The organism is Psychromonas aquatilis, from assembly GCF_038155185.1.
Classification (GTDB): domain Bacteria; phylum Pseudomonadota; class Gammaproteobacteria; order Enterobacterales; family Psychromonadaceae; genus Psychromonas; species Psychromonas aquatilis.
Map to the genome: position 1 here is coordinate 1 of NZ_JBAKAZ010000048.1, position 25,272 is coordinate 25,272.

Here is a 25,272-nt window from a genome sequence, read left to right on the forward strand (position 1 = left end):
TTCAAGATAAAATCAACACCTTTAAAACAACCACTAAGCGCTTCGCTTCACAGAGGGCACTAAGGTAAAAAACTAAAAACCAGTTTCAAGCTAAACCTAAATATAAACCGAAAAAAGAACTGCTTTTTCTTTTAACAATCATTTGCTTTTCTTAGTGGTTCTTCGTGCCTTAGTGGTACATGTTTTAATCTTTTGCCTTGTACCTTTTAACTTGTACCTTGCAACTTATACCTAAAACCCAAACTAAGTACTTGGTAATATTCTCACTTCTAATAAGCTGAGTAGGTATTCACCGTAACCTGATTTTTTCAATGGTTCCGCTAGTTTTTTAATGCCTTCTGCATTTATGTATCCCATACGGAATGCAATTTCACCTGGGCAGCATACTTTTAAGCCTTGACGCTTTTCAATAGCACGGATGTATAAAGCGGCATCTAATAGATCATCTAATGTTCCTGTATCTAACCAAGCAGTACCTCGCCCCATTACCTCTACTTTTAAGGTTTTACTATCTAAATATTGGTCGATAATATCAGTAATTTCTAATTCACCACGAGGAGAAGGCTTAACATTTTTAGCATATTCAACTACTTTTGAATCAAAGAAATACAACCCAGGTACTGCATAAGATGATTTTGGTTGCTCAGGTTTTTCTTCAATTGAAATCGCTTTACCTTGCTCATCAAATTCAACCACACCGTAAGATGTTGGGTTAGAAACATGGTAACCAAAAATAGTAGCACCACTTTCTTGCTGATTCGCTTTTTGTAATGATTTTGCTAAATCATGACCATAGAATAAATTATCACCTAAAATTAACGCAGCTGGAGAGCCATCAAGAAACTCTTCGGCTAATAAAAAGGCTTGTGCTAAGCCATCCGGTGTTGGCTGTACTGCATACTCAATGGATACCCCCCATTGAGAGCCATCTTTTAACAACTCTTTAAAGCGCGGTAATTCAAGCGGTGTTGCAATAACCAGTATTTCAGTGATGCCTGCCATAAATAAGTTTGACAGCGGGTAATAGATCATTGGTTTATCATAAACCGGCATCAACTGTTTACTTACAACTTTAGTGAGAGGGTAAAGACGTGTACCTGAGCCGCCTGCAAGAATAATCCCTTTTCGATTTAATGGGTTAGTAACCATGTTGTCCCTTTTTCTTTAATTAATATTTATATAAAAATAAAGCATTAACAAGCCAATTATCTATTTATTTGAGAATGCTTTTATTAAGTTAGTCATTAGTATAATTATTTTTAATTTAGTTGCATTGGTTTCAATTTATTTAACTTTTTACTTTAACTCTTTAATGGTACTGATCACAATTTTAACAATCCCAAAAGCTAAACTGAGTAATAACACAAACAAGCTAACGTTATATATAACATCAGGGTATTTGCTGTCTTCACTTAAGGTTGACTCTTCTACTACAATTAAGTATTTGAGCTGACGATAAGCTTCCACTCTTGCTTTTTCCCAAGATATTTGGGCAGAAGTATAAGATTGTAACGCGAGCTCCATATTCACCTTGTATTCCGTAAATCGTGCCAATATTTCACTTACAGAAAGCTCATCAGTTCCTGTTTCAGCTAATTTATCTCGTTCATTTTTTAATTGCTCTTGAAGTGCTTTTAACTGGTTTTTAAGTGATTTAACTTGTGGGGAGCTATTACTCATGATCGACTGCAACGCTTTTAACTCTGTTTCTTTAGTTGCGATCTGCCCTTCTAAGCCATAAGCAACCTGCTGAACTGCTGTCCCTTCTGCTTCAGGATCGAGTAAATTATAACGTTGCTGAAATTGCAGTAAGTTAGTTTGTGCTTTTGCAAATTTTTGCTCAACATTTTTATACTCACCTTCCATAAATTTCAACTGAGCATCGGCCAGTTGATGACCAATAGAGTTAATAAACCATTCCGCTCTTTGTACTATTTTATCATTTAATTGTTGAGCAAATTGACTATCAAAGGCTTGTACATAAATGCTTATGACGCCAGACTTCTCATCTAAAATAACATCTATATGATCTTCATAATATGCAAATAGAGCATCTTTACTATCTGACTCGTGGATACGACTAAAATAATCAATACTTGAATTACTGTAATGCGCTCTTAAGTCCAATTCTTTATTTAGGTATTGCAACATATCATTAGAATAAATATAAGCTTTAACTAATTCAGGGTCGCTTCCCGTTGCCTGCACACCAAAACCTGACAGCAATGCCATACTGGCATCCATTGTTGCCGTTGCATCAGGCTGCTGTACGATCACTTTTGCCTGACTTTCAAAACGCTCGGTTGCTATTACAATTTGGTAAAAAGCAAAGATCAATGAGGGTAATACCACACTTAATATCAGTGGTTTTAAAAATAATGCTTTTAATTTTTGTTGTTGAGTTGTTGTTTTTTTAGGTGATTTAGACTCTTGTTTATTGTGTTCGGCATCCGCAGCTTTTTTTTCTACTGATTTAGATTGGCTCGTTTTAGTTATTATTTCACCGCTCTTTTGTTGCGATTCTTTTAAGTTTTTTACCCGTAACAAGATTCGTGCAGATAACTTAGGATCTGAGTCCTTCAATTCTTCTGCTTTTTGGGTCAAAAAACTGACACTATTAAACTGCTCTGGCTTAAGTGTTTTTCGTAGTTCTTTAAATCGCTGTTCTGGCATAGTCATCTTATCATTAAAGTTAAAAGTATTGATGCTGGTCTTAACATCACATCAAAAAAATAGTTTATCTACTTATCGCTTGTTTCCAGCTGATGTGATAACACGCTAGAGCAAAGAAAACACTTAATAGTGTACACATATCTAAAAAGAAATAACTAACACCGTCACTCCCATAACTGGGGTAAGCAGCATAACGGGTTAATTCCACGGCATGCAATAGCGGATTCCAATCTAGATAATGCCAATATTCTCTTGGGATATCTTGCAAACTAAAAAAGATACCGGATATAAAAAATAAAGGTCGAGTTAATAATTGTTGTACCTTTTTTAACTCGGGTATATAACAATAAGCTAAACCCAACATAGTTCCAATACTAATTGCTAATAACCAAACTTTAAAAAAGTTAAATATGATAGAGATTGGATCATGCACTTCAATATCTATTTTTACGATAAAGCAAATAATTACCACGGCAAACACAACAAATAACTTAATTAGTAGATCAAATATACCTATCGCTATAATTGAACTAATAGGTTGTACTTGTCTAAAAGCATATAAGGGTTTATTTTTGTGTATTGCTCCACTGACTGCGCTTAATGTAGTCAAGAAAAACTGTATGAAAATCATACCGTAAACCATAAAGAACATCGTTGGCATGGTATGTGTGTCACCACCACCTGACATAAAGGTACGCATTGCCGTCATACCCGCAATCATAATTAATGGCGATACAACACTCCAAATTAATCCAATTTTATCGGTAGATTGATTTTTTATTTCCCTTAAAAATATCGCAAAAATGACATCGCACCAAACGGCAAGGGTTGAACGTTTTTTAACTACCGCCATAAATTAAAACCATGTTTAACTGCCATTGTTCATCTCATTAAAATAGAAACAAATGCCAGGAAGACTTCACTTCTTAGAAGTTACTGCCTCCCCTGAGATTGCTATTAATTACTTATTATTATACTTAATTAATCGCTACGTTAGCTGCCACTGCGATTTGGTAGATGATTTGTGTAATATCTTTAATCGCTTGGATAATTTTAGTATCTGCTTTAGGCAATACTAATATCTGGTCACCACGTTGTATTTTAGCATTGCTATCAAAAATAACTTGTCCGTTAGCTCGCACAATAGAGATACGCTCGTCTTCCGCTCTTTCGGTAAAGCCTCCCGCCCAAGCGACATAATCGTCTATTTTTGCATCAGGGTTGAATACCACCGCTTGTGGAAACAGTACTTCGCCACCTATATTGATTAGATCTGTGTAATGAGGAATAACAATTTGATCACCTTTTTCAAGCAAAATGTTAGCGGTTACTCCCTGATCTGACACGATAACTTTACCAAGCGGTTGTACTTTTCGTGCTTTCTCAACAAACTGCATTACCAATGCCGCTTCTTGCGTTCGAATTGACGCTTCACCATCAGACGCAGCAGGTGCCGTAAATACACTACGCTCAAGTCTATCTAATGAATCGTTTAAAATTTGTTTTTGACGTTCAACAACACTCTTACGTAAGATGTAAATTGACTTATAATCTGTTAACTCTGGGTTAATTGGAATATAGTTTAATAGGTCATGTAAACGCGTGCTCTTTTTAACAGCGAAATATGAAGGGCCTAAGTAGCTACCGCTTACCTGAACATCAATTACTTGTGCATGAGAGTCATCATTAAAGACCAAGCTATCACCATCTTGAATCTCAAATTTTAAGAAATCTTCGTAAGCTAAGTATACTGAGAAAGGACCACTTGGACGATTGCCATAAACACCAACGTGACTAACTTTTGTTAGTGGTAATGCGTATTGTGCTAGCTCCGCACCTGATGTTTGCTTATTCAGAAGCTCAAATCGAAATGGGTTTTTAACACCACCTGATACATTAACCGCTGATTTTTGTGGTTTAACCAGTATTACGTCTTTATCTTTAAAGGTAATAGTTGGTAATTGACCTGTTTTAATAAAACTATACAAGTCAATATCTTGAACGACTTTATTATTACGAATGACTTGAATACTCCGATAACTACCGCGGTCTGAATCAATACCACCCGCTCTTTTTAGAAAATACAAAATACTGTCAGATGCCATTCCGGCATATTGCCCTGGACGAATAATAGCACCCGATAGGTAAACACTAACCGGAGTTGCACTTAATAAGTTAACGTAAACCTCAACATTATTAGTGTAAATTTCTTTGATCTTTAAGCTGACTAATTTGTTTACATCACTTGCTGGGACGTTTAAAACGTTAATCGGACCAATCTCAGGAATGAAAATATTACCTTGGTTATCTACGGTAGCCAGATCAGCATAACTAACGGCTCCCCAAATCCAAATATTAATTTTATCACCAGCTGCAATAAGATAATTGTCATTTAAACCATCGACACGTTCTGATTCGTATCCACCAGCAAATAAATTAGCACCGTATGGCGGTGGATTATCTTCACCTGAAGGCGGTAATAGTTCACTAACAGGTACTTCACCTGGTAATAATACGCCTTTACGTGTTTGGGTTTGATATGAGCCTACGTCTGGTGATGGTTTTACTGATTCTATTTGAGGGATGATATCTGCCGTATTAACTTGTGTATCGACTGTGCTTGGTTCAAATGCGGCATTGGCAGTTGTAGTTAGTAGTAATAAGCTGAATATGCTTACTTTACACAGTAGCTTAGAAGATATATTTATGAATGGATTACAGTTCAACATAGCTACTCGTCTCTATTATTTGTTTTTCTAAGAACCAGGCTTTATAGGGTTGGTTATTGGCATTGACTAACGACAGTTCACAGGCAATTCGTTTCATTTGTGTTTTGTTTTGATCAACTAATGTTAACTTTCGACATAAGTTTCCTAAAGCTGAGGTATATAGAGGGGAAAGTGTAATTTGGTATTTTTCATGAGTTAGTGTTGTAACGCCTGCAGAAGAAAGGCTTGACCAATATTTTTCTGGGATCGCTTTTCCGGTAACAGTTTGTGTTGTAGGTGTAACTAATGGCAGTGATGCATTTACTTCACGAGGTCTCGAACTACAACCTGCAATGATCAATGTGCTGATGACAACAGCAATTTTTATTGAGATATTTGGCATTTATTTTCGTTTCACTTTTGTTAGCGGAGTGGCATTACTTAATTAGGACTCAACACCGATTACTTATTTATGGTTAATAATATAATATAATTTACTTTATAACACATTTTTATTGCCACAGAGTAGCAAATGTAAAAGTATATTTGTAGTAACAAATATCATTATTATTCATCACTTTAATAAAAACACTTTTTTACTATTTTATAGCTTTCTTTAATCGAGGTAGTAACTTTAACTATATACTTGCCTCAAATAAAAAACTTTCCCGGCTGAGACTTTAGTCTCCCTGCTGCATCAAATACAAAAACCTACCCAGGGGCGGTGACTTTAGTCTCCCTGCTTGCGTCAAAACAAAAGGCATATACAAAATTCATCGAAGTAAAATGCAGCAAGATAACTAATGAAGTGACTCTTTTATTCTTTGCATCTACAAGGGAGGCTGAAGCCACCGCCCCGAATAAAGAACGTTTAATTGAAGTGCAGCAAGGTAACTAATGAAGTGGCTATTTTATTCTTTGCACCTACAAGGGAGACTAAAAAAAGGAGTCGCAGAGCTCCTCCGCCCATGAGACTAAGCTGACGCTTAATTCGCCCACCGCCCGAATATATGAGACAACAGACTCGAAATAAATCAAGTCACCGCCCCATAAGAAGGTATTCTTCGGGGTGGTGGCTTTCTGTAGGAGGTTACAGGTTAATCACTACCGAATAGATCTCGGGTGTAAACTTTATCTTTAACATCTTGAATTTCATCAACCATACGGTTAGATACTATGACGTCTGACATCGCTTTGAATTCATCAAGAGAGCTGATTACTTTGGAGTTAAAAAAGTGCTCACCTTCGAATACTGGTTCATAAATCACCACTTCAATACCTTTGGCTTTAATACGCTTCATGATCCCTTGGATACTTGAAGACCTGAAGTTATCTGAACCGGCTTTCATTACTAATCTGTAAATACCAACCACTTTTGGATTTTTCGCTATGATTGAATCGGCGACAAAGTCTTTACGTGTCGTATTAGCATCAACAATTGCACCGATAATATTATTTGGTACATTTTTATAATTTGCACGCAATTGTTTAGTGTCTTTTGGTAAACAGTAACCGCCGTAACCGAAAGATGGGTTGTTGTAGTGATTACCAATGCGAGGGTCTAAGCCAACGCCTTCTATAATTTGACGCGCATTTAAGTTGTGCACTTCTGCGTAACTATCTAACTCATTAAAGTAAGCAACACGCAACGCTAAATAGGTATTTGAAAACAGTTTTACTGCTTCAGCTTCAGTAGAATCTGTAAATAAAACATCGATATCTTTTTTAATTGCACCTTCTACTAATAAATTAGCAAATGTTTCAGCTCGCTCTGATTGCTCACCAACCACGATACGAGATGGGTATAAGTTATCGTACAGTGCGCGACCTTCACGTAAGAACTCTGGTGAGAAAATTAAGTTTTCACAACCGAACTCTTCTTTTATGTTTTTTGTATATCCTACTGGCACAGTGGATTTTATCACCATAACGGCATCTGGATTAATTTCCATTACCTCTTTGATAACCGACTCAACAGAAACCGTATTAAAGTAGTTTGTTTCAGGATCATAATCGGTTGGCGTGGCGATGATGACAAAATCAGCATCTTTGTAAGCCAACTCTTTATCTAATGTCGCTGTAAAATTAAGTGGTTTATTCGCTAAGAAATCTTCAATTTCTCGATCCACTATTGGTGATTTTTTTTGATTTAATAATTCAATTTTTTCAGGCACTAAATCAACTGCGATGACTTGATTATGTTGAGCTAATAATACGGAATTTGATAAACCAACATAGCCGGTACCGGCAACAGCAATTTTTTTCATGTTTCATTCTCTACAGTTGAAGTGATAATTTAAAAGTTAATGATACGTTATTTATTTCGCTAAATCAGCTTAGTAAAGGTTGAATATTTAAGATAAACACATGGCACAGCTTTCAAGGTTCATTATTAAGACACTAAACTTGCTTGATGCGTTTTTTGATGCGTTTTAAACGAGCTATTGAACGTATTCTTTTAGTCACTTTCCAGATGTGACTCAATAACACTGTATATACAATAAAAAAGGCAATAAAAAAATAAAACATTATATATTCAGCAACTTGATAAATTTCACTTACGATTCCTACCATTGCACACAATAATGAAATACAAGTAATCGTTGTTAATGTTTGTTTTGGGGTAAAACCAATTCTATCGAATATATGATGAAGATGCTCCCTATCTGCTTCGAAGGGGCTTTTACCTTTACGGATTCGGCGATAAATAATTGCCGTCATATCGACTAAGGGTAAAGTGATTAACCATAGGGCGGTAACAACACGCATTGTTTGCTTCTCAGGAGTTGATTGCACTGCGAATATCAACATAAAGATAATGGTAAAACCAATCATCATACTACCAGAATCCCCCATAAATACTTTACGTGTTCTCCCCAAAAAACCTAAGTTAAATAGTAAATAAGGCAACATTGCAATAATAAATACCAGGCATAAATAGGCATATTGTTCGAAGTCTGCAATCGAGAAAAGAATAGCTAAACCAATAAAGGAGGTCGACGCTAACGCACCTAATAACCCATCAAACCCATCAACCATATTAAATGCACTGATTGCTCCTAATACGCCTAATACTGTCACTATTTTCGCGATGGCGTCTGGTAAAACAATATTGCCGAAACCCAATAAATCGCCAAGTTCGGTTAACTGCATTCCTGATACTTGAATAAAATACAAGGCGAGGATCGCTTGTACCGCCATTCTCAATTTAAAGCTAATATCGAATTTGTCATCTAAAGCGCCAATGACGACTAATACTGTAATACAAAAAAGGTATAAATAACTATGGGGGAACAGAGCAATATTGTTATATAGAAAGTAGGTTATTGATAAAAAAGTAGAGATTCCACCTACCAAGGGGACTGCTCCCTGATGGTTCTTTCGCTGGTCAGGGTTATCGACCAAACCGATACGCGGGTGTCTTGCGACTTTTCTTAGTAGAAAAAGCATTGAGAAGGAAAATGCAAAAAGAAATAGTAGATCAATGAAGATATTAATAATGAAATGTCCATCCATAGAAAAAATCAGCTTAATAGTATAAGTAAAATTATAAAAAATCTATTATTTACAATAGGTTACTACTCCCCCTTTAAAAAAAACAACCCAAAGGAGTAAAAAATCCAATTTTAGAGAGAAACCTTCTTACCTTTTCCGATATCCTAGATAGGTTATCATTAAGTTTACCAATGTATCTAGGTTGTTTGGATAAAAGGCCAGGTTAATATTTTTATTATCAAGTTAGTTGGCATAATAGTTTGAGGTGATCGTCGATGATTTGAATAACATCTTTTTAAACGAAAAAAGCTCCTAGGCAACAAGAGCTTCTTACATATTCTTAGAGCTAAAAGATAACTTCCCTTTTTGCATTACTTAAACCGTAGACTTTAAGCTTTATTTTTCGTAGCCATTTGGATTATTTGATTGCCAACGCCATGTATCTTCCATCATGTCATCTAAGCCACGCTCAGCTTTCCAGTTCAGTTCTGTTAATGCCTTTTCAGGTGCAGCGTAACAAGCAGCAATATCACCATCTCGACGTGGTAAAATGTTATAAGGTATGGTTTTACCGCTGGCTTTTTCAAAGGCTTTGATCATATCTAACACTGAGTAGCCATTGCCCGTTCCAAGGTTATAAGTGAATAACCCTGCTTCATCTTCAATACGTTTTAACGCTTTTAAATGACCTAAGGCTAAATCGACAACATGAATGTAATCACGTACGCCTGTTCCATCTGCTGTGTCATAATCATCACCAAAAACGCCTAATGCTTTTAATTTTCCAACGCTTACTTGAGCAATGTAGGGTAATAAATTATTTGGGATACCGTTTGGATCTTCTCCGATCAGTCCTGAGATATGGGCTCCGACCGGGTTAAAATAACGTAAAATAACAAATGCCCAACGAGGATCTGACTTAGCAACATCTGCTAAGATCATTTCTACCATTAATTTTGAGGTTCCATAAGGGTTGGTCGTTTTACCCACTGGTGAGCTTTCTCGAATAGGTAATGTACTTGGGTCACCATAAACTGTTGCTGATGAACTGAAAACGAGTTTAAAAACGCCCGCCTCTTTCATTGCATCTAGCAATGTTAATGTACCTTGCACATTTGTTTGATAGTAAGAAACAGGTTTACTTACTGACTCTCCAACTGATTTTAAGCCTGCAAAATGAACTACTGAGTCGATATTATGTTTAGCAAAAACGGTATCTAAAAAGGCTTTATCTAAAATATCACCCTGATAAAAAATGGGCTCTTTTCCGGTTATCTCTTTGACTCTATCTAAGGAAGTTAGCGAGGCATTACATAAATTATCAACAATTATAACTTGTTGACCTTCTTCTAATAGCGATACAACTGTATGTGTGCCTATATAACCTGCTCCGCCTGTTACTAAAATCGTCATCATCTTCCCTTTATTTATTGTGAATCTCTTAACTGGTATTTAATGTTACTCTTTTGCTTAAAAAGTTACATAAATTTTTACACCTGACGATCAAGCTAATAAGCTTTCTGACAATAGGCATATTTAGCGTAAACCGTACTTAGTAGTTTATAAAAGGAGGATAAATAGTATCGAGCGGGAGTGAAAATCTGACCACGAACGTTGAGCTTGTATTAATGATTAAAAGTAGCGGCCACTTAACTTATAAAGGGATTGCTCCTTAAGTTAAAGACCGCCATTTAAAGCAGATAAACACTATTTATTGATGGTGTATCGCTTTATTGGGAGAGTCGCTCTCCCAATATCAGGGTAATTATAACGTTAGTTTACGTTTGTCGATTAACTGTTGAGCATGTGTTACCACTGAGTCCATACCTAATTCAGTTGCTAGGTAACGGATACGATAAAGCGAGATTAAAGGTAAATCTTCAACTGGCTTTTCTAGTAAGGCTTTAAGTTGGTTTTGATCACTGTTTGGATTGTTCTCTTGGTTGTTTAAACCCGACATATTAAATTGGTACCTTATTTGGTTAAAATGGTTGTATTAAATATTTACATGACCATTTCGTTAAAAATTAATTAAAGCATTAATCTTATTTAAATGAACTTAAGATTAATGATATATCGCTTTGAGCGCTAATATGCATTCTATAACATGTTAAGTACTCTACATTAAGCAATTTCAATTGTATTTTACTCTTTTTTTGTAACTATTCAGCATTTAAGTGTGGTGATAAGTCACGATAAAACAACTTATTTGGTATTTTTAGCATTTTACAGGATTAAAATCAGTAAAAATGCCCTTTTCACAATACTTAATATGCCATAGTGTTGTAAAGAGAGCACAAGAAATGTTTAAAAAAACACCGTTAACGTTAAATAAATCTAAATATTACTGTTATTATTGGCATTCCATACTAGATCACCAATGTCATCAGTAGGGTTAAATCCTGTTGGTGTAGACAATAAGATATCTCGAATTTTTTCATGGTTAAAGTGATGACAGGCATCATCTAATTCAGCCAAAATTCCCTCATACATTGAATAAGGAAGAAAGTTTTCTTTTGCAGTCATGATTCGCTCGTGCTCAGTTTTATGCACATCATCGCCAATCAATAGTTCTTCGTATAACTTTTCACCGGGTCTTAAACCAGTGTAACGAATTTCAATATCACCGTATGGGTTACTTTCTGATTTTACTTCGAGCCCAGACAATTTAATTAAATTCACTGCCAAATCGACAATTTTTACTGGCTCTCCCATATCTAATACAAAGACATCCCCCCCTTTTGCTAATGCACTCGCTTGGATAACTAATTGCGCGGCTTCAGGAATAGTCATGAAGTAGCGAATAATATCTTTATGGGTGATGGTGACGTAATCCCCTTTGCTAATTTGTCGTTTAAACAATGGAATAACCGAGCCCGATGAGCCTAGTACATTACCAAAACGCACCATACAAAAACGTGTGGTTGTTTGCTCTTCTGCTAATGATTGTAATACCAACTCAGCCATGCGTTTAGTCGCCCCCATCACATTCGTTGGACGCACAGCTTTATCGGTAGAGATTAATACAAACGACTCCACCTTGGCTTCAATGGCTGCTAATGCCGCATAATAGGTGCCAAAAACATTATTACGCACCCCTTCAACCACATTGTTTTCAACTAATGGTACATGTTTATAAGCAGCAGCATGGAATACGGTTTGGACATTAAAGCTTTTTAGTACCATAGTGATGCGATTTAAACGTTGTACAGAGCCTAATAGCGGAATTAAGGTAACGGTTAAGCCTTCTTCTGCAATCAGTTCTGACAGCTCTTTTTCTATTTTATATAAGCCAAACTCTGATAATTCAAATAAAACCAGTGCTTTTGGCCCTTGTAGGATAATTTGTCGACATAGCTCAGAGCCAATTGAGCCACCAGCCCCTGTTACCATCACGACTTTATTGACAATATTGGCTTCCAGTAAAGGTTGTTTTGCAGGTACAGGCTCACGTCCTAATAGATCTTCAATAGGTACATCGCGCAATTGGTCAATTGTCGCTGCACCTGATAATAGGTCTGAGAACTTAGGGATCGATTTTATTTCAATGGGTAAATCCACTAATGAATCGATTATTTTTTTACGCTCAGTGCGGTTTGCTCCAGGCATTGCCAATAAAACCATTGAAGCGCGTTTTTTAGCAATTAACGCAGCTAAGTTTTTACTATTAAAAACCGTGAGGCCATTAACCACCGTTTTGAATAAACGTTTTTCATCATCAATGAATGCAACTGGGTGGAATTCGTGTCCTTGACGTAATAGGTTAACTAACTGACGACCAGAATCACCAGCGCCGTAGATAATTACTCGTTTTTTGCGTTTACAAAGACTTTGAGAAACTAAAATACGTACAAATAATCTTGCGCCACCACAGAGTAAAATAAGGTAAGCACAATAAATAATAGGAATCGTTCTCGGAATAAAGACGTCCAAGAAATATCCAGAAACAACCATTAGTAGAGCAGAGCTGATACAGCTTAATACAATGGTCAGTAATGCATGCACACTTAGGTAACGCAAAATAGCGCGGTATAAGCCGACACGTGTAAACAGAAATAATGTTGACCCGGTTAAAACAAAAAGCAATAGCTCATAACCAGACAGGTTAATGTAGCTCATACGGGTATAGAAGGCCGCGAAAAAAGAAATATTGATAAAGAGGATATCGATGCAAAGACTGATCGCCCGCTTATATATTCTTGGTGCCGATAAAATAGAATTAATGATACTCATAAGACCCTTTTTTAAACAAAAGTACAATACAAGTAAAAAATGACGCTTCACATTGTAAGGTACTTATTAAACTTTCCTATCGAACTCGATCACCTGATCCACTTCCCGTTGCCGTCATCACAGTATATTTAAAATAGTGTTTGATGCTTAACGTTTGGATCATTTCTAAATCTGTTTTAGCTAATAATGCTGGTGTCGACATATCAATACAGTTAACTTGCGCAAGCCCAGTGATGCCAGGAAGCACATTGTAAACACCTCGACTATCACGCGCTTCAATGAGTTCTGTTTGGTTAAATAAGTTAGGTCTTGGCCCAACAAAACTCATCTCACCTTTTAATACATTAATCAGTTGCGGTAGCTCATCTATCTTTGATTTACGTAAAAATAATCCAAATTTAGTGATTGAGGCACTGTTGGCTAAATGGCTGGCAACGGATTGCGTCCCCACTGACATGGTTCTAAATTTGATTAAGTTAAATGCTTTTTTATTTTTCCCCACTCGTTGTTGCACAAATATCGGAGAGCCGGTATCAAAATACCCTACTATCACGACTAAGATTAAAATCGGCCAAGCCAATAAAAGCCCAACAAGTGCAAACGCAAAGTCTAATATTCGAATAATATAATGATCCATATGATGTTTATTTCTTCTGATGATGTGCTAAAAAGTGATTTGCCGTTTCTCTTAAGGATGCTTCCTGAGAGTTTGGTGGCGCCCAGTTTAACAGCTCTTTAGTATGAGAGATATCAACTTGTAATGAGCCACATAAGCGCTCTGATATTGCCGGTTTATTGACTAGCTTAGCCCCCAGTTTTAGCCATGAACTTGGTATTGGTAACAACCGCTTTGATACTTTGAGTGCTTGGGCAATGTAAGCGAGTAATTGCGTGGTTGATAAGTCATGATCATCTGACACTAAGAAAGTTTGGTTGGCTGCGTTAGGGTGCTTTATACAGGTGATGATCAGATCCACTAAGTTACTCAACGAAACTAAACTGCGTTTATTATCTGCAATGCCACCCAAAGGCAAAGGTAACCCTTTGTTCATCCATTTCAGCATTGATAGAAAATTCCCCTGAACACCTGGTCCGTAAACTAAAGGTGGGCGAATAATTACCACTTCCATCCCACTTTGTTGCGCAATTTCACGTAATCCAGCTTCGGCTTCGTATTTGCTCAAGCCGTATGGATCAACTGGAATATGATTGTCATGGGGGGTAAATGGGCGACCTATTTCTGTTGATTCTCCATTTACTTTGATTGAGCTGATAAATATAAATCTTTTAACACCAGATTCAGCAGCTTGTTGCGCTAAACGCAATGTTCCTTGTGTATTCACGGCGCGGAATGCAGCAAGCGGATCATCTGCATTATCGTTCATGACATGCACACGAGCAGCACAATGAATAATAACGTCTACTTCACTTAAGTGATTTGCAATATTAAACGCTTTTGAAAAGTCGACGGAAATATCACCATCATTGCAGGTGTTACTACGAGTAGATCTTAAAATAGTAGCAGTATTGTCCAAGGCCATAGTGGATGCGAGTAAGCGCCCAACAAAACCATTTGCACCTGTAATAAAGATTTTTTTCAAAGAAATAAGCCTATCAACGATAATATAAATAATCTCTATTTTATCAGTAAGTAAGGTATATGTTTACTGCTATTCGCTATTTTGTTTTTATTCATATAGCTAAGGGATTAATAAATAAACGTTATTAGCGGTAACCAATAATGGAATCAATCCCCTGCTTCTTTATAGGCCATTTTTAGCGTGTGGTTAATGTTTTGGGATGTATTTAACCACTTGCTTATCAAAGATTAACTAGAAAATGGACAAGTGAACTATAAAAAAGGTGAATTAATGCAAAGAAATGTTTAATTTAGATGGTAAACCTACAGTTCCAAGACTTGTAATAACGAATAAAAACAAAGAGTTAGAGGTATAAAATACTGAACAAATTACACTTTCACACAGCTACCAAATTTTTGTAATTAGCAATTAACGCCTCCAAGTCTATTAATAACAAGTATCAGTGTTGAACATAGCCTTAAAATAAATATTTACTAAATCCTATTAGATACTTATTTCACATAAAAACATCAAGCGCTCTTATTATTAGACTTAGCAAATAGAAATTTAACTCGAAGGTTAAATTTAAATAGTAAAATATCGATCAATGATGCTAATTTTTCTAGAAGAAGCGCTGATATATAAGAAATGACTAATAAGTTTAGTAGTATAAGTATTGTATATTTAGGTGAATAAATATAATTCTTCGCTATATGATAACAATAGAATGAATGAGTAAGCCATATAAACAAAGATTTACTTCCTATATCTTGAATTACTTTCCTTATAAGACAAGGCGTAATTCTAGATATAAATACAATTGAAATTACAGCTAACGGGGTTGTGAACAATAACCCTTCAACTTTCCATTGGTCATAACATAGTTTGACAACTAAAAATGTAAAAATAGTAAATATAATTGAAATATATTGTTTGGATAAAACCCTATTTATATATTCTCTATGAACGGCACATATGAAGCCAAAAATGTACGCTGGTTGCCAATATAAAAACTGCCCCCAAAGACCATATCCGTCGACTTGATGTAAAACCAGTGAGATTGCTAATATTGATAACGTATATTTTTTAGTACGTTGCAATAACGGGGTCAACATAACCATCAATATATATGGCAGAAGAAACCACCATTCACCATTGAATGAGGATGAAAAACCAAAAAAGTTTGATATTAATAGCTTAATATTTAAACTTATCTTGGGATCTTGAAATATAAAAAAACATATAGGTATAAATATGAAAAATACCAAAGCTACTGCCTTGTATATCATTATTATTTTATGAAGGTAATATTTTTCCTCTCTTTTGTTACTGACAGTAAACCCATACCCACTAATAAAAAGAAAAATAGGTACGCATATTTTTCCATAAATACCAATAATTTTTTCTAAATTATAATAATTGAACATATGTATCAAATTATTTAAGTCAGGAATTCTATTATCAAAAGCAAATAAATGATGTTGCAATAACAACATCACTGCAATACCTTTAATAAAGTTAGACTCAGTCTTACTTATTAATGACGAATTCATAATATTTCAATCCTATATAATATTTTGGTCAAGTATAAGTGGGACCTGACTATGTATTCTTTCATAGCTAATTAGTGTTAAATCACCAAGCGTCGTATGCAGTCTTTTGTAGTAACTAATATATTCTTCAACATATTCTCTCATTGATTCTTGTTTTAAATGCATTACATTTAATAACCATTCATACTTTAGGGTGCCTAATGTTAATCGCGATTTGCAAAGCGCGTTCAACTAAATAAACGGTTGAATTTACTTGCTCTTCTACTTTTCAATAGTAAAGCTAATTCTAAGCTATGCCTAAAGCAGATGTGGCTTCTTGAACGATATAACCTTACTCGTTAATTAATGCTAGTACTTCAGCTTTGAACTCACTGGTATATATTTTGTATTGACGTTTTGTATTCATCCTCCCCCCCGATGGTGGATATCATCGTCCATAATTAAAGTGTCCGGCTCAATTAGACCAGAATAGAAGCAAAAGTAACTTATTGCCGAACATACCTTTAAATTTTAGGCTGTTTATCCATTATCTATCTGACAACCTTTAATTCAGACCGACCAGTATGATTATCGATTATCTAGCCCCAGTATTTTTCATATCCAATAAATTGTTGGACTATAGCAGTATCAACTAGTTGAGAACGTAAGTTATTAGTAACCCAATGACATAAACGGTATAACACTAAGTCTTCACCATATTCATTTGATGAACCTGCCTATTGTTTATAATTATCTCAGTTAAGCGTAACTTTAGCGCCGCGCCTAACCTTTTGAAAAAAGAAATAGCAATGATAGAGTTGTGCTGATAAACCGAGTCGAAATAGAACTCGGCTAAAAAATTAATAAACAAAACAATACTTACAAAGCAAAAGATTAGTTAATTAAACTTATGAATTCAGCTTTTGCTTTATTATTAAAATCAACAAGGCTTAACTCAGTAGGCTCAATATGCCCATCTAAATATTTTTGCATACCATAAAACAAACCAGTTACAGAATTATCCACAACTTCGCCATAACCACTTTTCAAAAATTGAGATGGTCCATCGATATCTGTGGAAATTACTGGTAACCCCATTTGTATTGCCTCAAAGAATACCATTGGTAATCCTTCATAAAATGAAGATAAAACAAATGCATCACAACTTTTAAGGACTGGGTAAGGGTTTTGCAATGATGAAATAATATGTATTTTACTTTGAAATGGGGAATTCAAAACTTGCTCGCAGGTTTTCTTATAAAACCTACCATACCCACCAATAATAAAAAGCTCAACATCGTGATTGACTTCTGCTACTTTCTCAAAAGCAGTTATTAATCTATCATGTCCTTTCTCGGGAGAGAAACGTCCAATTGTAATGAACTTTTTGGTCGCTGAATTACTTAAAGCTAAAGATATTTCTATATCTAATCCTAATGAATTTAAAGGAGCTTCCGATAACTCAGAGGGTGAACTTAAATTCACTGTATTATGTACTACTTTTAGCTTATCCGACACTGAAGGTAATAGCTCACAAACTGAACTCCTCAAAGAATCACGAACCAAAGCTATATTATCATAACGTTCCCAAGCTCTAAAAATAAAGTTAGAGTTGAAATTATTCTTAACTATTAACTCTTTCCTCATATCGTTATGAACAAAGATGGTTCGATTTCCCTTTATATATTCATAAAGTGCGGCTGTTTTTTTATCATAACCAGTAAAGTGAATAATATTATCGAAACTACATTCACCGTAAATCCGCTGCACCTCTCTTTTATAAATACAAGATTTAAACTTATCAAATCGCTGATTAGCTTTATCCTTAATAAAGAAAAATACAATTTTCTCCAATACAGTTAACGTCATACGACCAATAATGGGAATGTACGCATCTTTATTATCTAACTCTGTTATTGTTGGGTAATTTTCTTTTTTAACCCCTTTTGATATAAAGTTACATACGAACTTTGTTTCACTTTCAATTGTGTTTGATAATAGGTTACGCAACGATGTTGTAATACCATTCTTTAAAAATGGTCCACTGTAAATTAATGTTAATGATTCATTCCGTCTCGTCGTATATATTTCAAACTCAGGTTTCTTCCCTAAGAGTAAAAAGTCTAGCAAGTGTAATGCTGAGTTTTCATCTTCCAACGGACAGTATTTCTTAATAAATGCTTGATGCTCTTCAGTTGAATTATAAACTTCATTACTGTTAATTTCTTCCATCAAATCAGTTAATGATGCACATTTCGGAAATGGAATATCAGAATAATTAATTGAAAACCCTCTTTTTGAAGAATATTCTTCATAATCAAAGCAATAAAGAACTATTTTTTTATTTGTCTTAGCATAATCAAACAATACACTTGAGTAATCAGTAACAAGAACATCTGCAATACTTAAGAACTCATATGTTTCATATTGCTCAGGAAAAGGGAATACATTCTCAAATTTATCATAATCCAAAGCATCACTAACATAGTAATGAAGGTTAACGTAAAGAAGTGAATCATCATTCAAATTGTTAGATATATAAGAAATATCTTTCAATACCTTATCAATATATGCTTGTTCTTCTAACTTATTGGAAGATGGTCTCCAAGTTGGCATATAACAGATAATCTTCTTTCCCAGAATATCCAACTTTTCCATCATATCTTTATTATTAGATGGATTAGAAAAAACTGAGTTTCTTGGGTAGCCAGATTTAATGATTTTTTTATTTATTATGCCATCTAGCATGTAATCATTTTCATACATTGATAAAACTTGCTCATTCGGAGCTAAGAGATAATCTGCATGTAAAAAGTTTCGTAACGTATTATTCAAAGCTAATGGATTATCACCTATATATTTCCCCATTGTTTTCAAAGGGGTTCCATGCCAAGTATTCAGATATACTTGCTCTTTCCTTTTAATAAATTGATAGGAAAAAGTCGAGTCATTTATTAAAAATTTAGAACAAGCTAAGTAATAGCAATATACGAAGCTTTTGTATTTAACAAATTTAACTTTATTGAGGTGAGGTAATAATGCTTCATTAGAAATAAAATCATTTTTATCACTAACAACAACACATTTGAAATTTTTAAACTCATCATTTTCTAACAAAGTAATTAAAAGGTGATAAGGATTATCAGATAGAGCTTTCCCTAAGTGAGATTCAAATAAAACAACCTTTTCTTTAACTGTAAACCACTTGAAGCAAAAAGCATAAAATGCCATGTTGAACATTTTTCCAGCGAAAACCCTTTTAAGGCCTCGTTCAAGCTTATTAATTAATTTTGTATTTTTAATGATAAATAGTGAAATGAAAATATTTAAAATCACACACAAAATCAATATTATTATTGATGCAAACATCATTTACTCTACCTTTTATTATTTATATTTATTCATAACTTCATCAACAGAACCATCCATTATTACTTGTCCCTTATCCAAGTAAATAGCCCTATTACACATATTTTTTATATCGGAATCTGAATGTGAAACGATAATGATGAGTTTCGACTCTTTCATGATACTTTTCATTCGAGTGTTACATTTCTCTTTAAAGTATTTATCACCAACACTTAACACCTCATCAATAATTAAAATATCGCTACGGTAAGAAGTCGCAATCGAAAAAGCCAATCTTGAGACCATACCGCTAGAGTAGGTTTCTGTTGGCTTATGAATAGAATCTCCTAATTCAGAGAAATCGATAATGTCTTCAATTTTATCTTCTATCTCTTTTTTATTTTTTCCTAATAATGCCCCTATTAAATAAATATTATCTAACCCGCTTAATTCTTTTGTAAAAAAAGATTTAAGTGACAATAAGGCACCAATACCAAGGTTAGAGTGAAACTTACCTGTTGTAGGCTCTAATACCCCAGATAAAACCTTACAAATAGTCGATTTCCCGGCGCCGTTACGCCCGACGATACCAACAATATCACCTTCATAAAACTTGATTGAGACATCACTTAGGGCATCTTCTCGGCTGGCATTAGAATTGGACACAACCCTTTTTCGCTCATGTTTCGACAGAAAAAATCGCTTTAAATTAAAACTAGTGCTCTGAGCATATTTTAATGTGACATTTTCAAGTTCTACGACTAATTTTTTGTCATTGTTCATATTAAACATTCCGGATAATTTGAGGAGTTATTTTTTTACAAAGACGCACTAGTAAAAACAACGCAATAGCAGAAACAACAAGCGCATAAAACATATTTCCATACTCGACTCGATCAGTATAAATAAGCGCATTGTTATAATAAGTAATCAAATAAGCAAAAGGGTTTAGCTCAATTAAAAATTGGAAGTTCTCTGGCACGCGACTCGCAGGGTAAATAATAGGGGTAATATAAAACAATATTCTTAATCCAAACTTAACAAGAAAATCAGTATCCCTAATAAACACATTAAGCATTGCCAATGCAAGCGATAACGCACTGACCGCAAGGGTTGAAATGGCAAAACTTAATAGAAGCGCTAAGACATCAGGAACAAAACCTAAGTACAATAAAGCAGTTTGTAACAATAAATAGGCGAAGAAAAACATATAACTTTCACCAAATACTTCCGAGGCTGGCAAAATAGGCAAAGGCATTTTAACTTGGCATACAATATCCTTATATCGTCTAAATGACTTTGTTCCTGAAGACATACTCATGCTCCACCACTTCCAAAGTGTTACCCCGACAGCGATCATCAGGATTTGATCTGTGCCTTTATGACCAAAGATCATCCCTACAACGTAACTGTATAAAGCAATTAACATCATAGGTTCAATTATCCACCAGAAATAGCCGAAAAGAGTCCCTCTAACTTTGGCTTTTTTCTTTAAATGCGCCAATGTATAAAGAATATATAAGTTTCTTGAAATAGCTTTTTTATTCAATTTATTTACACCTATTTTTTTAATGTTAAAAATAACTTTTTACATTAAATTAAAAATTATTTGTTGTTTATCAATTTAAAAATTAAATATGCATTTTGTTTTGATTGATTATTTTGCACAACATTCAACCAATCATTCGTATCTTCTCTTTCTTGTTTATAATATTGCGGTTCCTCTAATAAGCGTTTTAACTCGATTATAAATTGCTTTTGAGTTTCCGGTTTCGGCCCAGGAGTTGCCTCATTATATGGAATTGTAAAACCAATTTTTGCTTTATATTTATCATAATCATAAGGCAAAAACAGAAGTGGTTTCTGGGTTAATAAAAAGTCAATATAGATACTTGAATAATCTGTAATCAGCAAGTCAAACCGTCCTAAAACATCATTAATATCGGTTAATTTTTCTCGTGACAATACTTTTAAGTTGGTTATTTTTTTAAGCTTAGCCGGTAGTTCTGATTCAAAGTTAGGATGACAACGCATATGTAAAGTGATGTTATTTTCCTCTAAAAACGCATCTAACTCTGTAGAATCAAAATCAAAAAAAGGAAACAAAATAGTATCATCGAAGGGGCGCCACGTTGGAGCATACAAGATATGCTTACGCTGTGGTGGTAATAGTGCCAACACATTTGAATCGGTGTTTTGCGTTGTGTTTATCGCTTCATTTCTCGATTGTCCAGCAACCACTATTTGCTCTTTTTTTAAATTTAAACAAGCTCTCCACGTTTCTGAAAATGCTTCAGAGGTAGAGAAAAAATAACTAAAGTTTAGTTTTATGAAACGATAATAAAGTGCTTTCTTCCAATTCACGTACCTTTCCGCACGTCCAATACGCTTTAAAGGTGCACCATGCCCAAGGTGGAAGACATAGCGATGATAACTTTGCCAAATACCGCTAATTGGCGTTTCTAAGGAAGAAGTCACCCATACTTTAGCTTTTAAAATATAAAATATATTTTTTAAACTATGAGTATCAATAAAATAAGGCCCTATTTCTTTATTTAATTTTTCTTGAAGTAACGGCTCGTTGATCACAAAACGTACTTCAAACTCTCTATAATGTTTCAGAAAGTATAAAAATAAGTATTTAGAGTTATGATTAAATTCAGTATTAAACTCAGAATTAAAGATAATTCTTTTGTTTTCTCGTTTAATAAAAAAACTTAATAGCGAAAAAAAAGAGCCTTTAATAAACAGAAAGGCTCTTAATTTTAAATAGCGATTCTTATTCACCCTTTAAGCCTTCATTAAATACTTTTCGCTATTTCAATAATTTCAGATGTTGAAATAGAAGGGGTACGAGGAAAATACACGACTTCACAGATATCTGAAAATTCATCAAAACGCCCTTTCCAGTCATCACCCATCGCCAGAACATCGCCACGGTAAAACTCAATGTATTCACGCTTTTTTTCTAATGAGTGCTCAATAAACACCTCATCGACAAAGGAAAGAGACTGAACAATCTTAATACGATCATTTTCATGGTATATAGGGTTTCTTTGCTTTTTACTCATATTTAAGGCATCACTTGATACACCTACAATCAACGTATCACCAAGGCTTTTACAACGTTCTAAAATATTAATATGTCCAACATGAAAAACATCAAATGTTCCAAATGTAATAATGCGTTTTGTCATAATTTATTACCTACTTAATAAGAGTATTAAAGATACGAAATGATGATTTCCCATCTTCATGGAGGTTGTATAGTTGATTAAATTTATTTTGCTGCTCTATTGTATAATTCATCTCTTTCATTGCATGCAACAGATCCTCCTGACGTTCTACAACAGGCCCTGGCATATCGGTATCAACATTTAAATAGGTCCCACGGATATCGTTTAAGTATTTATCTTTATCGTACATATAAAAGTACATCGGACGCTCTAAAATTAAATAATCAAAGAACAAGCTAGAATAATCAGTAATAATTTCATCTGCAATTAGCAATAAATCGTTAATCAAAGGGTAATCAGATACATCTAGGAAGCCGGTATCTTTTTTTGACTCAACATTAGCAAAATAATGTCCTCTAAATAAAAAATGAACATCTTTAAATTGTTCTTTAAATGCATCATTATCAAGTCTATTTATTGCGGTATGCTTACCATTAGAGAAGTCATCGTCTCTAAAAGTTGGCGCGTATAATATAACTTTTTTATCTTTTTCTATACCTAATTTTTGCTTTATAGCTTGTTGATATTCGATATCATCTTTATAGCGAAATAAGCTGTCGTTTCTTGGATAACCTAACTCTACGATTTGATTCTTATCAAGACCAAAAGAGCTAATAAAACAGCTTGAGGCATAAGCACTAGGAGATAGGAAGTAATCACAACGACGCCCTTCCCATTGATATGCAAAATGCATTGCTTTTAAACTCGATGTTGGATGGTTTTCTACCTTGATATCCATTCCCAGTTTTTTTAATGGAGTACCATGCCAACATTGAATAACGGTTTGCTTTGAACTCGCTAATAATCGATACGGTAATCTACAGTTAACAATCCAATATTGACTTGATGCGTATGCTTGGAAGTACGCTTTCGTCCCTCGGATGACACAATGTGTATTAGCTTGCTTTTGTAAAGTTTGGAAGTCTGTAATATTGTCATTAGCAAATACCCAGATAAACTTTGCATTAGGTAACGATTTTTGAAGCTGTAAATATAGTGCATAGGGAGAGTCTGATGCTGATTTCCCTTGGAAGCTTTCAAATATGATCTGCTTTGGCTTCACTTGAATAAGAAAATAGCGCAGTTTATAGCTAAAAACCGTGGCCCAGATATAAGCACGTTTAATAAAAAGGTCAAGGGAACCTGTTTTAGATAACAACCTTTTAACTGCCATCTTTAATTTTTTCACAGTATCGCTCTCTCTTTATTAACTTTTATTTTTGGCACAAGTAACCGCCCCTATTCTTCGAATGTAGGATGTCAATTTATTGTAAACAGCCCATTATGGTAACAGAGACACATTTTTTCAGCAATTCAATTAACATTGTGGGGTTATTATTGAATAAATAAAGATGGCTCTTTAAGACGTAATCAATCAGATGATTTCCTGAAATATTCGTATTTGATTGATATAATCAGGTTAACCTATTCCTTAATTAAAAATTTAAGTTACCTATGATAAAAAGAACTTTCACCTTTCCTTGGCATGACTATGAACTAATTGATGCTGGTAATAACCAAAAACTAGAACGTTGGGGTGATGTGATCACCATTCGTCCTGAAGTTAATGCTTATTATGAACCTGTACTATCGAAAAAGCAGTGGTTAGCGAAGGCGCATTTTGAGTTTGTTGAAAGTAGTAGCAGTGCCGGTGAGTGGAAATCTTTGCAAGGTAATTTAGCGCATGATTGGCAGATTCAATTTAATAACATTACTATTAATTTGCATTTAACGAAGTTTAAACATGTTGGTTTATTTCCTGAGCAACGTGCCAACTGGGACTTTATTGCTGATAATCTACAATCTGGTGACCGTTTTTTAAATCTATTTGCTTATACCGGCGTTGCAACTTTGGTTGCTCGAGATCAAGGTGCTGAGGTTTTACATTGTGACTCTGTTAAACAGATCATTAAATGGGGCCGAGAAAATATGGAGTCTTCGGGGCTCACTGATGTACATTGGGTATTAGAAGATGCATTGAAGTTTGCACAGCGTGAAATTAAACGTGGTAAGCAATATCAAGGTTTGGTGATGGACCCACCAGCATTTGGTATTGGTGCTAAAAAAGAGCGCTGGAAGATTGAAAATAAATTCCCTGAGTTAATTGAAGCCGCATTAGCACTGCGTGCTAAAGGTGGATTTATTGTTGCTAATACTTACTCACCACGTTTGGATGCCGACCGTATTCGTCAGATTACTAATGAGCTGTGTAACGGTGAAAAGGTTCAAGTCACCACGTTAAGTGTTAAAAGCACAACCGGTAAGATTTTAGATTACGGTTTAAGAACGGTTATTACAGAAGGCTAATTGTTAATATAGGCTATTCCGAGGCAGAGTAATGATTTTCTGCCTTATCTGCGATACTTTTATCTGAAATGGTGTATTACTACACTCATTGCTTACTTCGGGGCAGTGGCTTCAGCCTCCCTTGATAATGTAAATAATAAAAGAAATAACTTTGTAGTTA

General features: G+C 34.7%; 20 protein-coding genes and 1 pseudogene. 1 reads left to right on the top strand and 20 read right to left on the bottom strand.

Translation table 11 applies throughout. The features are described from left to right. Positions 1-243: 243 nt before the first annotated feature. The 20 genes and pseudogenes from rfbA to V6256_RS11840 form a co-directional block, all read right to left on the bottom strand. Positions 244-1,149, bottom strand: a complete 906-nt coding sequence (gene rfbA / locus V6256_RS11745; protein ID WP_341598406.1) for a glucose-1-phosphate thymidylyltransferase RfbA — start codon at positions 1,147-1,149, stop codon at positions 244-246. 147 nt (positions 1,150-1,296) lie between these two features. After that, positions 1,297-2,673, bottom strand: a complete 1,377-nt coding sequence (locus V6256_RS11750; protein ID WP_341598407.1) for a KpsE/RkpR family capsule polysaccharide export protein — start codon at positions 2,671-2,673, stop codon at positions 1,297-1,299. 64 nt (positions 2,674-2,737) lie between these two features. After that, complete coding sequence (locus tag V6256_RS11755; RefSeq protein WP_341598408.1) at positions 2,738-3,526, bottom strand: ABC transporter permease; 789 nt, start codon at positions 3,524-3,526, stop codon at positions 2,738-2,740. 124 nt (positions 3,527-3,650) lie between these two features. Then, on the bottom strand, positions 3,651-5,402 hold the full coding sequence (locus V6256_RS11760; protein ID WP_341598409.1) for a polysaccharide biosynthesis/export family protein: 1,752 nt from the start codon (positions 5,400-5,402) through the stop codon (positions 3,651-3,653). Then, entirely contained in the window at positions 5,389-5,784 is a 396-nt protein-coding gene (locus V6256_RS11765; protein WP_341598410.1) for a hypothetical protein, read from the bottom strand. Before V6256_RS11765 ends, V6256_RS11760 begins: the two co-directional genes overlap by 14 nt. Positions 5,785-6,478: 694 nt before the next feature. Further along, entirely contained in the window at positions 6,479-7,648 is a 1,170-nt protein-coding gene (locus V6256_RS11770; protein WP_341598411.1) for a nucleotide sugar dehydrogenase, read from the bottom strand. 133 nt (positions 7,649-7,781) lie between these two features. Then, positions 7,782-8,897, bottom strand: a complete 1,116-nt coding sequence (gene wecA, locus V6256_RS11775; protein WP_341598413.1) for a UDP-N-acetylglucosamine--undecaprenyl-phosphate N-acetylglucosaminephosphotransferase — start codon at positions 8,895-8,897, stop codon at positions 7,782-7,784. Between the two features lie 375 nt (positions 8,898-9,272). Then, positions 9,273-10,289, bottom strand: a complete 1,017-nt coding sequence (gene galE, locus V6256_RS11780; RefSeq protein WP_341598414.1) for a UDP-glucose 4-epimerase GalE — start codon at positions 10,287-10,289, stop codon at positions 9,273-9,275. Between the two features lie 352 nt (positions 10,290-10,641). Continuing rightward, positions 10,642-10,836: a hypothetical protein gene (locus tag V6256_RS11785; RefSeq protein ID WP_341598415.1), complete on the bottom strand. Its 195-nt coding sequence runs from the start codon at positions 10,834-10,836 to the stop codon at positions 10,642-10,644. 377 nt (positions 10,837-11,213) lie between these two features. After that, positions 11,214-13,109, bottom strand: a complete 1,896-nt coding sequence (locus V6256_RS11790; protein ID WP_424141062.1) for a polysaccharide biosynthesis protein — start codon at positions 13,107-13,109, stop codon at positions 11,214-11,216. A gap of 76 nt (positions 13,110-13,185) precedes the next feature. Continuing rightward, on the bottom strand, positions 13,186-13,746 hold the full coding sequence (locus V6256_RS11795; RefSeq protein ID WP_341598418.1) for a sugar transferase: 561 nt from the start codon (positions 13,744-13,746) through the stop codon (positions 13,186-13,188). A gap of 7 nt (positions 13,747-13,753) precedes the next feature. Then, positions 13,754-14,710, bottom strand: a complete 957-nt coding sequence (locus V6256_RS11800; RefSeq protein WP_341598419.1) for a UDP-glucose 4-epimerase family protein — start codon at positions 14,708-14,710, stop codon at positions 13,754-13,756. Between the two features lie 509 nt (positions 14,711-15,219). Next, complete coding sequence (locus V6256_RS11805) at positions 15,220-16,242, bottom strand: acyltransferase family protein (RefSeq protein ID WP_341598420.1); 1,023 nt, start codon at positions 16,240-16,242, stop codon at positions 15,220-15,222. Positions 16,243-16,254: 12 nt separating this feature from the next. Next, a pseudogene (locus V6256_RS16440) lies at positions 16,255-16,440 on the bottom strand (hypothetical protein); the annotation flags it as partial. A gap of 675 nt (positions 16,441-17,115) precedes the next feature. Then, positions 17,116-19,593 carry a CDP-glycerol glycerophosphotransferase family protein gene (locus V6256_RS11815; RefSeq protein ID WP_341598421.1) on the bottom strand — a complete coding sequence of 826 codons (2,478 nt, stop codon included), beginning with the start codon at positions 19,591-19,593 and terminating at the stop codon, positions 17,116-17,118. Positions 19,594-19,608: 15 nt separating this feature from the next. Then, positions 19,609-20,352, bottom strand: coding sequence for an ABC transporter ATP-binding protein (locus V6256_RS11820; protein ID WP_341598422.1), 744 nt, complete (start codon positions 20,350-20,352; stop codon positions 19,609-19,611). A 1-nt stretch (position 20,353) separates the two neighbouring features. Beyond that, positions 20,354-21,118: an ABC transporter permease gene (locus tag V6256_RS11825; protein ID WP_341598423.1), complete on the bottom strand. Its 765-nt coding sequence runs from the start codon at positions 21,116-21,118 to the stop codon at positions 20,354-20,356. 56 nt (positions 21,119-21,174) lie between these two features. After that, entirely contained in the window at positions 21,175-22,356 is a 1,182-nt protein-coding gene (locus V6256_RS11830) for a CDP-glycerol glycerophosphotransferase family protein (RefSeq protein ID WP_341598424.1), read from the bottom strand. Between the two features lie 14 nt (positions 22,357-22,370). Then, positions 22,371-22,766: an FAD synthase family protein gene (locus V6256_RS11835; protein WP_341598425.1), complete on the bottom strand. Its 396-nt coding sequence runs from the start codon at positions 22,764-22,766 to the stop codon at positions 22,371-22,373. Positions 22,767-22,776: 10 nt separating this feature from the next. Then, the gene (locus tag V6256_RS11840; RefSeq protein WP_341598426.1) at positions 22,777-23,994 is read right to left on the bottom strand and encodes a CDP-glycerol glycerophosphotransferase family protein; all 1,218 of its coding nucleotides are present in this window, start codon (positions 23,992-23,994) and stop codon (positions 22,777-22,779) included. A 266-nt stretch (positions 23,995-24,260) separates the two neighbouring features. Here V6256_RS11840 and V6256_RS11845 point away from each other — a divergent pair, with 266 nt between their 5' ends. Continuing rightward, positions 24,261-25,112, top strand: coding sequence for a class I SAM-dependent methyltransferase (locus V6256_RS11845; protein ID WP_341598427.1), 852 nt, complete (start codon positions 24,261-24,263; stop codon positions 25,110-25,112). Positions 25,113-25,272: the final 160 nt, after the last annotated feature.